We start from the raw sequence: 16,422 nt of genomic DNA, 5'->3' as shown, positions 1-16,422 counted from the left end.
CCGTGTCCGACCGACCCCTGAGGAACCGATACCGATGCTGACGACCGACGTCCTGATCGTGGGCTACGGCCCCGTCGGTGAGATGCTCACGATCCTGCTGGCGCAGCGAGGGCTCACCGTCACGGCGGTCGAGCGGTGGGCCACTCCCTACAACTTCCCCCGCGCGGTGTCGTACGACGGGGAGGCGAGCCGTGTCCTGGCCGCCGCCGGCGTCGCCGACCGCCTCGGGCCGGTGGTGGAGTCGTCCGGCGAGTACACCTTCAAGAACGGCTTCGGCCGGACCCTGCTGCACGTCAAGGTCACCGGCAACGGCCCGATGGGCTGGCCCGACTCGGTCTCGTTCTACCAGCCGGGACTGGAGGCGCTGCTCGCCGAGCGGGGCGCGGAGCTGCCGGGTGTCACGGTGCTGCGCCCGTACCAGGTGACGGGCCTGGTCGAGCACGACGACCGGGTCGAGGTGACCATCGCCGGCCCGGACGGCGAGGAGGTCCGCGCGGCCCGCTGGGTCATCGGCTGCGACGGGGCCAACAGCTTCGTGCGGGAGCACCTGGGCAGCGGCGTCACCGACCTCGGCTTCACGTACGACTGGCTGGTCTGCGACGTGGTCCCGCACGAGGCCCGCGAGTTCAAGCCGAACAACCTGCAGGTCTGCGACCCGGCGCGGCCCCGCACGGCCGTGTCGGCCGGCCCGGGGCACCGGCGGTGGGAGTTCATGCGGGTGCCGGGGGAGAGCCGCGAGGAGTTCGAGAGCGCCGCCAACGTGTGGCGGCTGCTCGGCCTCTTCGACATCACCCCCGACAACGCCACCCTGGAGCGGTACGGCGTCTACACCACCCAGGCATGCTCGGCCGGGCGCTGGCGTTCCGGGCGGATCCTGCTCGCCGGCGACGCGGCGCACGTGATGCCGCCGTTCATGGGGCAGGGGATGAGTTCGGGCTTCCGCGACGCACTCAACCTCGCCTGGAAGCTCGACCTGGTGCACCGCGGCCTCGCCGACGAGGCCCTGCTGGACACCTACCAGGAGGAGCGCTGCGCGCACGTGCAGCACGCCATCCGGATGTCCATGGACTCGGGCACGGTGATCTGCGAGACCGACCGCGCCGCCGCGGCCGGTCGCGACGCCGCGATGCTCGCCGAGCTGCGCCGGCGTACCGCCCGCCCGCGCACCCGGTCCCTGCTGGAGCCCCTGTCCGGCGGGATCCTGCACAGCGGCTGCGAGGCCGCCGGCGCCCCGATGCCGCAGGGCCGCGTCGAGGTCGACGGCCGCGCCGGGCTCTTCGACGAGGTCGTCGGCACCGGATTCGTCCTGCTCTGCGCCGAGGACCCCGACGACCTGCTCGACGCCGACGCCCGGGCCTTCCTGGACACGCTCGGCACGCGGGTCGTCCGGATCGTTCCCGCCGGCGCGCCCGTACCCGGATCCGGCGCCGCGCCGATGGCCTTCGACCTCGACGACGTGTACCTGCCCCACCTCAAGCGGTACGACGCGGTGGCGGTGCTCGTCCGGCCCGACTTCTACGTCTTCGGCACCGCCGCCGACCCGGCCGTCGTGCCCGCGCTCGTCGAGGATCTGCGCCGGCAGATCCGGCGCGGCTGATCGGCATCCACCCACCGGAAGGAACCGACATGTTCGAGAACCTGAAGATCGCCGGCCGGGCGATCCGCACGGTCTTCACCGCCGACCCCATCACCCGGGTCCGGCGCTTCTACGAGATCCAGTCACCCGACGTGGAGTTCGCGGCCCGCCGTACCCACTACATGAACGTGGGCTACTGGTCCGACGGGGTCACCGACATCGACACGGCCGCCGACGCGCTGGCCGACAAGCTGGCCGACGCCGCCGGGCTCAAGCCGGACGACACCGTGCTCGACGTCGGCTTCGGCTACGGGGACCAGGACTTCAAGTGGCTGCGGGAGCGCCAGGTCGCCAAGGTGTACGGCCTGAACATCACCCCGCACCACGTCGAGGCGGCACAGCGCCGGGCGCAGGAGGAGGGGCTCGCCGACCGGACCGACTTCCGGCTCGGCAGCGCCACCGAACTGCCCTTCGAGGACAACACCTTCGACCGGGTCGTCGCCCTGGAGTCCGCCTTCCACTTCTACCCGCGCAGCGCGTTCTTCGCCGAGGCGCTGCGGGTGCTGCGCCCGGGCGGCGTGCTCGCCACGGCCGACATCATCCCGGTCAGCGGCGACGTCGTCCGCGCCGCCATCCAGTCCGGCCCGCTGAGTTTCGTCAAGTTCAGCATCCCGAAGGAGAACTGGCACGACCGGGACACGTACCGGCAGCAGTTGGTCGAGGCCGGCTTCGCCAACCCGGAGGTCCGCTCGATCAAGGAGCAGACCTGGGAGGGCTGGCGGGCGTACATGGCCGAGCGGACCAACGACCCCGCGTTCCGGGCCGTCGTCAAGCCGGCCGTCCGCAAGAGCATGGCGGCCCACTGGAAGAACCAGGACCTCATGAAGCGTGAGCTGGCGCAGATGGACTACGTGATCGCGGTCGGCCACAAGCGGTGACACCGCGCACGGACGAGGGGCCCGCCGACCGGTCGTGACGACCGGCGGACGGGCCCCTCGTCCGGTGGGATCAGACCGCCGGCGCCGCGCTCAGTGCCGTCGAGATGGCCCGCAGGATCGCCGGCTGGTGCTCGGCGAGGAAGAAGTGCCCGCCCGGGTAGACCTTCAGGTCGAACGCCGCGGTGGTGTGGTCCGACCACGCCCGGGCCTCCTCGACAGTCGTCTTCGGGTCGTCGTCACCGGTGAGGACGGTGATCGGGCAGCTCAGCGGCGGCCCCGGCCGGTAGGTGTACCGCTCGGCGGCCCGGTAGTCGTTGCGGATCGCCGGCAACGCGGCGCGCAGCATCTCCGGATCCCCGAGGACGGCGGAGTTGGTGCCGCTCAGCTTCCGGACGTCGGCCAGCAGCCCCTCGTCGTCGAGCAGGTGCACCGTCTCGTGCCGTGACTTCGACGGCGCCCGGCGCCCGGAGGCGAACAGGTGCGCGACGCTGCCGCCGTCCTGCTCGATGAGCCGGGCGAGTTCGAAGCCGAGGCTGGCCCCCATGCTGTGCCCGAAGATGGCCAGCGGCTCGTCCCGCCAGGGCCGCAGCACGGTGAACACCTCGCGCGCGAGGTCGTGGATGTCGCCGATGCACTTCTCGTGGCGCCGGTCCTGCCGTCCCGGGTACTGGATCGACAGCACCTCCACGGCGGGGGAGAGAGCGCGGGACACCGGGAAGTAGAAGCTTGCCGACCCGCCGGCGTGGGGCAGGCACACCAACCGCCTCGCGCCGCCCGGAGCGGGGTGGAAGCGTCGCACCCACAAGCCGTTGTCGGTATCTGGCGTCGTCATCCTCTGGTGGTCCTTCCGGCGGCTGCGGTTGCCGACCGGATCGGCGCGGACCCGGTCGAGGCGACGCTAGTGCGACGGGTCGGGACCGGACACCCCTAGCTGGTCGGTTGCCTGGTTAGGGGTTGTCCGCGCTCGCGCGCAACCAATAACTTCTCCCGGCAGATGGGGATCTGCGTGGCTCTCGGCCGAGCGAGCCGAACGACAGATACAGGTGTCGCCTGAGACTTCTGCGCATTCGTACCGTCGCTTACGTCGAGTCTCCGCCGTGAATCGCGATGGGCTGGGTTGATGGACACCGAAGAGAAGCTCCGGGAGTACCTGAAGAGAGTCACCGCCGACCTGCGGCGGACCCGGCAACGGCTCCGGGACGTCGAGGCCGACGCGCAGCAGCCCATCGCGATCGTCGGCATCGGCTGCCGGTTCCCCGGCGGGGTGCGCACCGCCGAGGAACTGTGGGATCTCGTCGCGTCCGGCGGTGACGCGATCGCCTCCTTCCCCACCGACCGCGGCTGGGATCTCGACGCGCTCTACGACCCGGAGCGGTCCCGGCCGGGCACCTCCTCGGTCCGGGAGGGCGGATTCGTGGCCGACGCCGCCGAGTTCGACCCTCGGCTGTTCGGGGTCTCGCCGCGCGAGGCCCTCGCCATGGACCCGCAGCAGCGGCTGCTGCTGCAGACCTCGTGGGAGGCCGTCGAGACGGCGGGGATCGACCCCACAAGCCTGAAGGGCGCCCGGGTCGGGGTCTTCGCCGGCATGACCCACAGCGGGTACGCCCACCCGCCGGAGACCCCGCCGGCGGGCGTGGAGGACTACCTCGGTCTCGGCAACGCGGGCAGCATCGCCTCGGGTCGGGTGGCGTACTCGTTCGGGTTCGAGGGGCCGGCGGTGACTGTGGACACGGCGTGTTCGTCGTCGCTTGTGGCGTTGCACCTGGCGGTGCAGGCGCTGCGGTCGGGGGAGTGCGATCTCGCGCTGGCCGGTGGCGTGACGGTGATGCCCACTCCCGCGGTGTTCGTCGACTTCACCCGGCAGGGCAACCTGTCCCCGGTGGCCCGGTGCCGGGCGTTCGCCGACGCGGCGGACGGCACGGCGCTCGCCGAGGGTGTCGGGGTGCTGCTGGTGCAGCGCTTGTCGGATGCGCGGCGCGACGGGCGTCGGGTGCTGGCGGTGGTGCGGGGTTCGGCGGTGAACCAGGATGGTGCGTCGAACGGGTTGACGGCGCCGAACGGTCCGTCGCAGCAGCGGGTGATCCGGCAGGCGCTCGCCAACGCCCGGCTGGGCGTCGCCGACGTGGACGTGGTGGAGGCGCACGGTACGGGTACGACGTTGGGTGATCCGATCGAGGCGCAGGCGTTGCTGGCGACGTACGGGCAGGGCCGGGATGTGCCGCTGTTGCTCGGGTCGGTGAAGTCGAACATCGGTCACACGCAGGCCGCTGCGGGGGTGGCGGGCATCATCAAGATGATCTCGGCGATGCGGCACGGGACCGTGCCGGCGACGCTGCATGTGGATGTGCCGTCGTCGCATGTGGATTGGTCGTCGGGTGCGGTGGAGTTGGTGACGGCCTCCCGTGAGTGGCCGGGCGTGGAGCGTCCTCGGCGGGCGGGTGTGTCGTCGTTCGGCATCTCGGGGACCAATGCGCACGTGGTCCTGGAACAGCCGGAGGCCGAAGCCGATCCCGAGCCCGTCGCGGCGCCGGTGGGTGTGCCGGTGCCGTGGGTGGTGTCGGGGCGTTCGGAGCGTGCTCTGGTGGGGCAGGCGTCGAGGTTGGCGTCGTTCGTGCCTGGGTCTGGCGTGTCGTCGTGGGATGTGTCGTGGTCGTTGGTGAGGTCGCGGGCGGCGTTGGAGCACCGCGCGGTGGTGTGGGGCTCGGACGTGGACGAGCTGGTGGCCGGGCTGTCGGCTGTTGCCGAGGGCCGGTCGGTGGTGTCGGGTGTGGTGTCGGCGGGTCGTCGGGCGGTGTTGTTCACCGGTCAGGGTTCGCAGCGTGTGGGTATGGGCCGGGAGCTGTACGAGACGTTCCCGGTGTTCGCGCAGGCCTTCGACGGGGTGTGTGCGGGGTTTGAGGGTTTGTTGCCGCGTGCGTTGCGGGATGTGGTGTTCGCGCAGGCGGGGTCGGATGAGGCTGCCCTGGTGGATCAGACCGTCTTTGCCCAGGCGGGGTTGTTCGCTGTTGAGGTGGCGTTGTGGGAGTTGCTCGCGTCGTGGGGTGTGCGGGCTGATTTCCTGGCGGGTCATTCGATCGGTGAGGTGACGGCCGCGTACGTGTCGGGGATGTTGTCCCTGAGGGACGCGTGCACGTTGGTGGCGGCGCGGGGCCGGTTGATGCAGGCTCTGCCGTCGGGTGGGGTGATGGCGGCGGTGGGCGCGGCGGAGGAGGCTGTCGCCGAGCTGATCGCGTCGTCGGGTGTGGACGTGGCGGCGGTGAACGGTCCGGCGTCGGTGGTGGTGTCGGGTGCCGCCGGCGAGGTCGCTTCGGTGGTGGCGGCCTGCCGTGAGCGGGGTTGGCGGGTCAAGGAACTGGCGGTCAGTCACGCGTTCCATTCGCGGTTGATGGATCCGATGCTGGACGAGTTCGCGTCGGTGGTGGCGGGGCTGGACTGGCAGCCGCCGCGGGTGCCGGTGGTGTCGAACGTGACCGGCGCGGTCGCGGACGCGGCGGAGCTGACCGACCCGGGCTACTGGGTGCGGCACGTGCGCCAGCCGGTACGGTTCGCCGACGCGGTGCGCACCCTCCACCAGCAGGACGTCACCCAGTTCCTGGAGGTCGGCCCCGACGCCGTACTCACCGCCATGGCGCAGGACTGCGTCGAGGCGGCCGGCGAGGTCCGGTTCACCGCCACGATGCGCGCCGGGCAATCCGAGGCCGACACGCTGCGCACCGCCCTCGCCGAGTGGTACGTCACCGGCGGCCACGTCGACTGGACCGGATACCTCGCCGCCCTCGACGGGGCCGGCCCCGAGCGGGCAGCCGAGGCACGCCCCCGCGCCATCGCCCTGCCCACGTACGCCTTCGACCAGCAGCGCTACTGGCTCAATGCCAGCGCGGGGGTCGAGACGGCGCCCGGGCTCGGTGTCCGCCCCGTCGACCACGCGCTGCTCGGCGCCGCCGTACGCGTCGCCGACGACGACGTACGGGTCTTCGGCACCGAACTCTCCGTACTGACACACCCGTGGCTCGCCGAACACGTCGTCTGGGACTCGGTGGTGGTGCCCGGCGCCGCCCTGGTCGAGATGGTCCTGCACGCGGGCGCGCAGGTCGGCTGCGACACCCTCGACGAGCTGACCCTCCAGGCCCCGCTGGCGCTCGCCGAGGACGGCACCCGGGCGGTGCAGGTGAAACTGGGCGCTGCGGACGAGGACGGTCGCCGGACGGTCACCATCCACTCCCGCGCCGCCGCCGACCCGGACGGCGAGTGGGACCGCCACGCGGCGGGCGTCCTCGCCCCCGCCGTACCGCAGCCCGACCGGTCCGATCCGGCGCCGTGGCCGCCCAGCGCCGCCACCGCCGTCGCGGTCGACGAGATCTACACCGAGCTGTCCCGTCTGGGCGTCGAATACGGCCCCCTCTTCCGTGGCCTGCGCGCCGTCTGGCGCACCGGCGACGAGGTGTGCGCCGAGGTGGCGGTGCCCGACGGCACCGAGGTCGCCGGCTTCAGCCTGCATCCCGCCCTGCTGGACGCTGCGCTGCACGTCGTCGGCCTGCTCGACTCCGACGCGGAGGATGCCTCCGGCGTACGCCTGCCCTTCGCCTGGACCGGCGTCACCCTCTCGGCGGTCGGCGCGACCGCGCTGCGGGTACGCGCCCGGCGCAGCGGCGGCGGCGTGGCCCTGACCCTGACCGACCCGGCCGGCGCCCCCGTCGCCCGGATCGACTCCCTGGTCTCCCGCCCCGTCACCGCCGACCAGGTGCGCGGCGGTGACTCCGCAGCCGACCCGCTGTACGCCGTCAACTGGCAGAGCGTGCGGCCGGGTACCCCGGCGACCGTCCGGGTGGTGCTCCTCGGCGACGCGCCGTCCGACCTGTCCGAGATCGCCAGGTACAGGCTCGCCGAGCTGGCGGAGGCGGTCGACTCCGGCCGGATCGACCCGGAACTGGTGCTGCTCGCCGCGTACACCGACGACGAGGACGCCCCGGTTCCCGCCGCGACGCGGAGCCGGCTCACGGCGGTGCTGGCCGCCGTCCAGGGCTGGCTCGCCGACGACCGGCTGGCACAGCGGCGGCTGGTCGTGCTGACCCGCGGGGCCGTCGCCGCCGGCGACACCTGTCGTACGGGCGACCTGCCCGGCGCGGCGGTCTGGGGCCTGCTGCGCTCGGCCCAGGCGGAGCACCCCGACCGCTTCGTGCTCGTGGACCTCGACGAGGCGCGGCAGCCGGAGTCCTGCACCGTGGACCTGGTGGCCCGTGCGGTCGCCACCGGCGAACCCCAACTGGCGGTCCGGGACGAGCAGGTGCTGGCGCCCCGGCTCGCGCCAGCCGTCCTCGACCCGGCGCCGGCCGCCGCCCTCGACCCCGACGGGACGGTCCTGGTCACCGGGGCCACCGGCGCCCTCGGCGGTCTGCTGGCCCGGCACCTGGTCGGTACGCACAAGGTGCGCCACCTGCTGCTGGTCAGCCGCCGCGGAACCGACGCCCCCGGCGCGGCGGAGCTGCTCGCCGAGCTGACCGCGCTGGGTGCGCAGGCCCGCCTGGTCGCCGCCGACGTGGCGGACCGGGACCGCCTGGCCGCGGTGCTGGCCGACGTTCCCGCCGAGCACCCGCTCACCGGCGTGGTGCACGCCGCCGGTGTCCTCGACGACACGGTGATCTCGGCGCTGACCCCCGGCCGGCTGTCAGCCGTTCTCTCCGCCAAGGCCGACGCCGCCTGGCACCTGCACGAGCTGACCCGATCGCGGCCACTGGCGATGTTCGTCCTCTTCTCGTCCGTCGCCGGTGTCCTCGGCGGCCCCGGGCAGGGCAACTACGCCGCCGCGAACGCGTTCCTCGACGGCCTCGCCGGGCACCGGCACGCCTGCGGCCTCGCCGCCACGTCCCTGTCCTGGGGCCTCTGGGCCGCGGACAGCGGGATGACGGGCGCACTCGACGCCGCACAGCGGCAGCGGATGAGCCGCAACGGCCTCAGCCCGCTCGGCACCGGCCAGGCGTTGCGCCTCTTCGACGCCGGCCTGCACGGTGGACGCCCCCACCTGGTGCCGGCGCTGCTCGACCTCGCCGCGCTGCGCCGCCAGGCCGACGCCGGCCAGCTCCCGGCGCCGCTGCGCGGCCTGGTCCGGGCCCGGCGGCGCGTCGTCGACGGCGGCGGCGACGGCGGCCCGTCCTTCGCGCAGCGCCTCGCCGGCACGCCCGAGGCCGAACGCGGCCGGCTGGTGGAGGACCTGGTCAAGGCGCAGGTCATCGAGGTGCTCGGCTACCCGCCGGCCACCGTCGTGCCGTCCGGGCAGACGTTCACCGGCCTCGGCTTCGATTCGCTGACAGCCGTGGAGCTGCGCAACCGGCTGACCGCCCTCACCGGCATCCGGCTGCCGGCGAGCCTCATCTTCGACTGCCCCACGCCCGCCGCCCTCGCCGACTTCCTGCTGGTCGACGCCGCCCCGCCGAAGCCCGAACCGGGCCTGCTCGCCGAGCTGGACCGGCTGGAGGCCGCGTTCGCCGCGACCGCGCCGGAGGAGCTGGAGCGGCTGGCCGCCGACGACGAGACGCGTACCGCCGTGGCAGTCCGCCTCCGGGCGCTGGTCACCCGGTGGAGCGACACCACCGACCGGCCCGGCGACGTCGGCCAGGCCCTCGACGACGCCTCGGACGACGAGCTGTTCGACTTCATCGACCAGAAGTTCGGCCGATCCTGACCACGAGTCCGCCGCTTGCCCCTTAGCGACAGGTGATCAACCCGATGGCGAACGAAGCCAAGCTCCGCGAGTACCTCAAGCGCGTCACCGCTGACCTGCACGAGACCAGCGAGCGCCTGCGGGCCGTCGACGAGCAGAATCACGAGCCGATCGCGATCGTGGCGATGGGCTGCCGCTACCCGGGCGGGGTGCGGACTCCGGAGGCGCTGTGGCGGCTGGTCGAGTCCGGCGTCGACGCCGTCACACCCTTCCCGGCGGACCGGGGCTGGGACGTGGAGAGCCTCTACGACCCCGACCCCGAGGCGCACGGCAAGTCGTACACCCGCGAGGGCGGCTTCCTGCACGACGCCGGCGAGTTCGACGGCGGCTTCTTCGGCATCTCGCCCCGCGAGGCGCTGGCCATGGACCCGCAGCAGCGCCTCCTGCTGGAGGTCGCCTGGGAGACGGTCGAGCGGGCCGGCATCGCCGCGGACTCGCTCAAGGGCAGCCGCACCGGCGTCTTCACCGGCGTCATGTACCACGACTACGTCTCCCGGCTCAACGGCGTGCCGCAGGAGGTCGAGGCGTTCGTCGGCACGGGCAACCACGGCAGCGTCGTCTCCGGCCGGATCGCGTACACGTTCGGCTTCGAGGGCCCGGCCGTCACCGTCGACACCGCCTGCTCGTCCTCACTGGTGGCGCTGCACCTCGCCGTCCAGGCCCTGCGTTCCGGCGAGTGCACCCTCGCGCTGGCCGGCGGTGTCACCGTCATGTCCAGCCCCGACACGTTCGTCGGCTTCAGCCGCCAGCGTGGCCTGTCCCCGGACGGGCGGTGCAAGTCCTTCGCGGCCACCGCCGACGGCACCGGCTGGAGCGAGGGCGCCGGGCTGCTGCTGCTGGAGCGGCTCTCCGACGCGCAGCGCAACGGCCACCGGGTGCTCGCCGTCGTGCGCGGCAGCGCGGTCAACTCCGACGGCGCCTCCAACGGCCTCACCGCTCCGCACGGCCCGTCGCAGCAACGCGTGATCCGCCAGGCCCTCGCCAACGCCCGGCTCGCCCCGGCCGACGTGGACGCCGTCGAGGCCCACGGCACCGGCACCCGCCTCGGTGATCCCATCGAGGCGCAGGCCCTGCTCGCCACGTACGGCCGGGACCGGGCCGACGACCAGCCCCTGTGGCTCGGGTCGATCAAGTCGAACCTCGGGCACACCCAGGCCGCGGCCGGCGTCGCCGGCGTCATCAAGATGGTCATGGCGATGCGTCACGGCGTCCTGCCGCGCACCCTGCACGTCGACGAGCCGTCCCCGCACGTCGACTGGTCGGCCGGCGCGGTGAGCCTGCTCCGCGAGCCGCGCCCGTGGCCGCGCGCGACGAGGCCCATGCGCGCGGGCGTCTCCTCGTTCGGTGTCAGCGGCACCAACGCCCACGTCATCGTCGAGGCCGCCCCGCCCGCGCCGCAGCCGGCCACCGACGCCGTCACCGGCCCCGACCCGCTGCCGTGGGTCGTCTCCGCGCGCAGCGCCGCAGCGCTCGGCGCCCAGGCCGACCGGCTGCGCTCCTGGCTCGCCGAGCACCCCGACGCCGCGCCGGCCGCCGTGGGCCGGGCCCTGGCCACCGGCCGGTCCGTCCTGGAACACCGGGCGGTGCTGCTCGGCGCCGACCGGGACGAACTGCTCGCCGGGCTCGGCGCGCTGGCCGACGGGGTTCCGGCCCCGTCCGTGCGGCGCGGGGTCGCCAGTCCCACCCGCGTCGCCGTGCTCTGCACCGGCCAGGGCGCCCAGCGCGTCGGCATGGGCCAGCGGTTGTACGCCGCCTTCCCGGCCTTCGCCGACGCCTTCGACGCCGCCTGCGCGGAGCTGGACAGGCACCTCGACCGGCCGCTGCGCGGCGTGCTCGACGGCCCCGCCGACGTGCTCGACCGGACCGGGTACGCCCAGGCGGCGCTCTTCGCCGTCGAGGTCGCCGCCTACCGGCTCGTCGAGTCCTGGGGTGTCGTGCCGGACTTCGTGGCCGGGCACTCGGTCGGCGAGGTGGCCGCCGCGCACATCGCCGGCGTGCTGTCGCTGCCCGACGCCGCCCGCCTGGTGGCCGCCCGGGGCACGCTGATGCAGGCGCTGCCCACCGGTGGCGCCATGGTGTCGATCCGCGCCACCGAGGCGGAGGTCCGCGCGCACCTGGCCACCGCCGGCGGGACGCCCGGCGCCGGGCTGGCCGCCGTCAACGGCCCGGAGTCCGTCGTCGTCTCCGGCGACGAGGACGCCGTGCTGGCGGTCGCCGCACACTTCGCAGCCCTCGGCCGCAGCACCAGGCGGCTGCGGGTCAGCCACGCGTTCCACTCCGCCCGCATGGACCCGATGCTCGACGCGTTCGGCGACGTGCTCGGGCAACTGACCTTCGCCGCGCCCCGCATCCCCGTGGTCTCCACCGTGACCGGATCGGTGCTCGACCCCGACGAGGTGTGCTCCCCGGCGTACTGGCTGCGCAACGTCCGCGACACGGTCCGCTTCGACGCCGCCGTGGCCACGCTGCGTGAGCTGGGTGTCGGCGCGTACGTCGAGGTGGGCCCGGGCGGAGTGCTCTGCGCGCTCACCCAGGAGATCGTCGGCGCGGACCAGGCGGTCTGCGCCCCCGTGCTGCGCGCCGAGCACGACGAGGCGACCACCGCCTTGGCCGCCGCGGCCACCGTGTGGGCCAGGGGCGTGCCGGTGAACTGGGCGGCCCTGTTCGCCGGCCCGCCCGTGCCGGTCGACCTGCCCACGTACGCGTTCCAGCGCGAACGCTACTGGCTGCTGCCCCTGCCGCAGCCCGCCGACGTGACCGCCGCCGGGCTGACCCCGACCGGCCACCCGCTGCTCGGCGCGGTGTTCCGCTCGGCCGACGGCGACGAGGTGACGCTCACCGGCAGGTTGTCCGTGGAGACCCAGCCCTGGCTGGCCGAGCACGCCCTGCGCGACGTCGTGCTCCTGCCCGGCACCGGGTTCGTGGAACTGGCGATGCGGGCCGGCGCGGAGGTCGGCGCGGAACGGCTCGCCGAGCTGACCCTCCAGGCGCCGCTGGTGCTGCCCGAGACCGGCGGCGTCGACGTGCAGGTCGCCGCCGAACGCACCGGCGGCGGAGCGTGGCAGCTCACCGTCCACGCCCGCCGCGCCGGCACCGACGACATCTGGGTACGGCACGCCACCGGCCTGCTCACCGAGGAGCCGGATGAGGACACCGGCACGCTGGCGCAGTGGCCGCCGAGCGACGCCACCTCCCTGGACGTGTCGGAGCTGGCCGGGCGGGCGGCACGGGCCGGGTTCGCGTACGGCCCGGCCTTCTCCGGGCTGCGTGCCGCCTGGCGCGTCGGCGCCGACGTGTACGCCGAGGTGGCGCTGCCCGAGCCGGCGGCCGGCGACGCCGGTGGGTACGGGCTGCACCCGGCGTTGCTCGATGCCGCCGTGCAGGCGGTCGGGCTGGGCATCGTCGACCCCGGCGAGGCCCGGATGCCGTTCGCCTGGTCCGACGTGACGCTGTCCGCCCACGGCGCAGACACGCTGCGGGTGCGGTTGACCCCCACCGGTCCGGACACGGTGTCCATGCTGGTCGCCGACGCCACCGGGGCGCCGGTCGCCCGGGTCGGCTCCCTGGTGCTGCGGCCCCTGCCGGCGGGGGAGCTCACCGCCGGCGGGTCCGCGTGGCGGCGCTCGCTGTTCCGCCTCGACTGGCTCCGGCACCCCGTCGCCGGGGGCGCTGCCGACGGCACGACCTGGGCGGTGCTCGGCGAACGTCCCGCCCCGCTGCCGTCCGGCCCGCCCGCCGCCCGGTACGCCGACCTCGACGCGCTCCGCGACGCCGGGGTACCCGACGCCGTGCTGTACCCGGTGGCCGGCGCGACCGGCCCCGGCGCCGTCCACGACCTGCTCGCCGAGGTCCTCGCCGTGCTCCAGGGCTGGCTCGCCGCCGAACCGCACACCGGCGACTCCCGGCTGGTGGTCCTCACCGGCGGCGCCGTCGCCGTGGACGACGACGCGGAGGTCACCGACCTGGCCGGCGCCGCCGTGTGGGGCCTGCTCCGCTCCGCCCAGGCCGAGCACCCCGGCCGCTTCCTCGTCGTCGACGTCGACGACGAGGAGAACTGCGCGGCCGTCCTCGCCGGCCTGCTGTCGGCCGACGAGCCGCAGGCGGCGGTACGCGACGGGGCGCTCCGCGTGCCCCGGCTCGTCGCCGCCCCGGAACCCGACGCGCCGGCGCCGGCGCTGGACCCGGAGGGCACGGTGCTGGTCACCGGCGGCACCGGTGCCCTCGGCGCGCTGACCGCCCGCCACCTGGTCACCCGGTACGGGGCCCGGCACCTGCTGCTCACCAGCCGGCGCGGCGCCGACGCCGACGGCGCAGCCGACCTGGTCGCCGCCCTCGCCGACCTGGGCGCCACCGCGACTGTCGAGGCGTGCGACGCCGCCGACCGGGCCGCCCTCGCCGCGCTGCTGGACCGGATCGACCCGGCGCACCCGCTGACCGGCGTGGTGCACACCGCCGGCGTGCTGGCCGACCGCACCCTGACCTCGCTCACCCCCGAGACGCTCGGCGACGTGCTGCGGCCGAAGGTGGACGCCGCCGCGAACCTGCACGAGCTGACCGCCGCCGGCCGCCTCGCGCTCTTCGTCACGTACTCCTCGGCGGCGGGCGTGACGGGCAGCCCCGGTCAGGCCAACTACGCGGCGGCCAACGCCTTCCTGGACGCGCTCGCCCACCGGCGACGGGCCGCGGGCCTGCCGGCGCACTCGCTGGCCTGGGGCCCGTGGGCGGAGTCGGGCGGCGGCATGACCGCCGGCCTCGACCGCGCCGACACCGACCGGCTGGCCCGGGCCGGCGTACGGCCGCTTCCCGCGGCGGACGGCCTCGCGCTCCTCGACGCCGCCCTGCTCACCGGCCTGCCCGCAACGGTGCCGATGGCGCTGGACGGGCCGGCGCTGCGCGCCCAGGCCGAGGCGGGCACCCTGCCGCCGGTCCTGCGCGGCCTGGTCCGGGCGCCCCGGCGCCGCGCCGCGCGGTCCGGCCCGGCGGAGACCGCCGCGCTGACCGGGCGGCTCGCCGGCCTCGACCGCGAGGAGCGCGCCGCGGCCCTGCTGCGGCTCGTCCTCGACCAGGTCGCGACGGTCCTGGGGTACGCCGACGCCGCCGCCGTCGAGGCCGGGCGTCCGTTCACCGAGCTCGGTTTCGACTCGCTCACCGCCGTCGAACTGCGCAACCGGCTGGGCGCGGTCACCGGCCTGCGCCTGCCCGCGACGCTGGTCTTCGACCACCCGACCCCGCTCGCCCTCGCCGACCACCTGGACGCCGAGACCGCAACGGACGCCGGCACCCGGGCGGCTCCGGTAGCCGCCGTCGCGGCGCTCGACGAGCCGATCGCGATCGTCGGCATGAGCTGCCGCTACCCCGGCGGCGTACGCAGCCCCGAGCAACTGTGGGACCTCCTCGTCTCCGGTGGCGACGGCATCACCGGCTTCCCCGCCGACCGCGGCTGGGACGTCGACGACCTGTACGACCCGTCCGGCGCGCGCCGGGGCAGCAGCTACGCCCGCGAGGGCGGCTTCCTGGCCGACGCCGCCGACTTCGACGCCGACCTGTTCAAGATCTCGCCGCACGAGGCCCTCGCCATGGACCCGCAGCAGCGGCTGCTGCTGGAGACCTCGTGGGAGGCCATCGAGGACGCCCGGATCGACCCGCTCGCGCTGCGTGGCCGCCCCGTCGGCGTGTTCGCCGGCATGATGTACCACAACCACGCCGCAGGGCTGGCCGACGTCCCCGAGACCCTCGACGGCTACCTCGGCGTCGGCACGGCCAGCAGCGTGTTGTCGGGTCGGGTGGCGTACTCGTTCGGGTTCGAGGGCCCGGCGGTGACTGTGGACACGGCGTGTTCGTCGTCGCTTGTGGCGTTGCACCTGGCGGTGCAGGCGCTGCGGTCCGGCGAGTGCGACCTGGCGCTGGCCGGCGGCGTCACGGTGATGGCGACGCCCGAGACGTTCATCGACTTCTCCCGGCAGCGGGGCATGGCCCCCGACGGCCGCTGCAAGTCGTTCTCCGACGCGGCGGACGGCACGGGCTGGTCCGAGGGCGTCGGGGTGCTGCTGGTGCAGCGGCTGTCGGACGCGCGGCGTGACGGGCGCCGGGTCCTTGCGGTCGTGCGGGGCACGGCCGTCAACCAGGACGGCGCGTCGAACGGTTTGACGGCGCCGAACGGCCCGTCGCAGCAGCGGGTGATCCGGCAGGCCCTCGCGAACGCCCGGCTGGGCGTCGCCGAGGTCGACGTCGTGGAGGCGCACGGCACGGGCACGACGCTGGGCGACCCCATCGAGGCCCAGGCGCTGCTCGCCACGTACGGGCAGGACCGCGACGACCGGGACGCGCTGCTGCTGGGGTCGGTGAAGTCGAACATCGGTCACACGCAGGCGGCTGCGGGGGTGGCGGGTGTCATCAAGATGATCTTGGCGATGCGGTACGGGGTGGTGCCGGCGTCGTTGCACGTGGATGTGCCCTCGTCGCATGTGGACTGGTCGTCGGGTGCGGTGGAGCTGGTGACCCGGGCGCGCGAGTGGCCGGGTGCGGGCCGCGCACGCAGGGCTGCCGTGTCGTCGTTCGGCATCTCGGGGACGAACGCGCACGTGATCATCGAGCAGGCGGAGCCGGAGCACGCCGCGGGGTCTGCCGCGCCGGTCGGGTTGCCGGTGCCGTGGGTGGTGTCGGGGCGTTCGGAGCGCGGTCTGGTGGGTCAGGCGGCGCGGTTGGCGTCGTTCGTGCGGGAACGGTCCGGCCTTGCGGTGGCGGACGTGTCGTGGTCGTTGGCGACGACTCGGGCTGCGTTGGAGCATCGGGCGGTGGTGTGGGGTTCGTCGCTGGACGAGTTGGTTGCTGGTCTGTCGGCGGTGGCTGAGGGCCGGTCTGCGGGTGTGGTGTCGGCGGGTCGTCGGGCGGTGTTGTTCACGGGTCAGGGTTCGCAGCGTGTGGGCATGGGCCGGGAGCTGTACGAGACGTTCCCGGTGTTCGCGTCGGCGTTCGACGAGGTGTGCGCCCGTTTTGACGGTTTGTTGCCGCGTGCGTTGCGCGACGTCGTGTTCGCCGAGGCGGGTACTTCCGATGCCGGCTTGGTGGATCAGACGGTGTTCGCGCAGGCGGGGTTGTTCGCGGTCGAGGTGGCGTTGTGGGAGTTGCTCGCGTCGTGGGGTGTGCGGGTTGATTTCCTGGCGGGTCATTCGATCGGTGAGGTGACGGCC

Annotated in this window: 5 protein-coding genes; 4 read left to right on the top strand and 1 reads right to left on the bottom strand. The window is 74.3% G+C overall.

All coding sequences use genetic code 11. The features are described from left to right. Positions 1–34 precede the first annotated feature (34 nt). Together HA073_RS23460 and HA073_RS23455 are read left to right on the top strand one after the other, a co-directional pair. Positions 35–1,597: a bifunctional 3-(3-hydroxy-phenyl)propionate/3-hydroxycinnamic acid hydroxylase gene (locus tag HA073_RS23460; RefSeq protein WP_166457294.1), complete on the top strand. Its 1,563-nt coding sequence runs from the start codon at positions 35–37 to the stop codon at positions 1,595–1,597. A 29-nt stretch (positions 1,598–1,626) separates the two neighbouring features. Then, a complete protein-coding gene (locus HA073_RS23455; RefSeq protein WP_043329884.1) occupies positions 1,627–2,514 on the top strand; it encodes a class I SAM-dependent methyltransferase in 888 nt (295 codons plus the stop codon). Between the two features lie 70 nt (positions 2,515–2,584). On the opposite strand, the gene HA073_RS23450 is transcribed toward HA073_RS23455, so the two are convergent. Continuing rightward, positions 2,585–3,346 (bottom strand): thioesterase II family protein, encoded by a 762-nt coding sequence (locus tag HA073_RS23450; protein WP_043329886.1) that lies wholly within the window; start codon positions 3,344–3,346, stop codon positions 2,585–2,587. Between the two features lie 285 nt (positions 3,347–3,631). Between HA073_RS23450 and HA073_RS23445 the strand changes: the two genes are divergently transcribed. Together HA073_RS23445 and HA073_RS23440 are read left to right on the top strand one after the other, a co-directional pair. Further along, complete coding sequence (locus tag HA073_RS23445; RefSeq protein WP_166457293.1) at positions 3,632–9,193, top strand: type I polyketide synthase; 5,562 nt, start codon at positions 3,632–3,634, stop codon at positions 9,191–9,193. 44 nt (positions 9,194–9,237) lie between these two features. Then, positions 9,238–16,422: type I polyketide synthase (locus HA073_RS23440; protein ID WP_166457292.1), on the top strand; the 7,185-nt coding region annotated here is incomplete at its 3' end.

Origin of the sequence: Micromonospora sp. CMU55-4 (assembly GCF_011602315.1) — a bacterium.
Taxonomy (GTDB): Bacteria; Actinomycetota; Actinomycetes; order Mycobacteriales; family Micromonosporaceae; genus Micromonospora; species Micromonospora chalcea.
The sequence above is the reverse complement of the archived record's forward strand: the minus strand, read 5'-3'. Positions and strand labels throughout refer to the sequence as shown.

Excerpts from the sequence above, each read along its gene's own strand:
- HA073_RS23460 (WP_166457294.1), top strand. The coding sequence starts at position 35 with ATGCTGACGACCGACGTCCTGATCGTGGGCTACGGCCCCGTCGGTGAG.
- HA073_RS23455 (WP_043329884.1), top strand. The coding sequence starts at position 1,627 with ATGTTCGAGAACCTGAAGATCGCCGGCCGGGCGATCCGCACGGTCTTC.
- HA073_RS23450 (WP_043329886.1), bottom strand. The coding sequence starts at position 3,346 with ATGACGACGCCAGATACCGACAACGGCTTGTGGGTGCGACGCTTCCAC.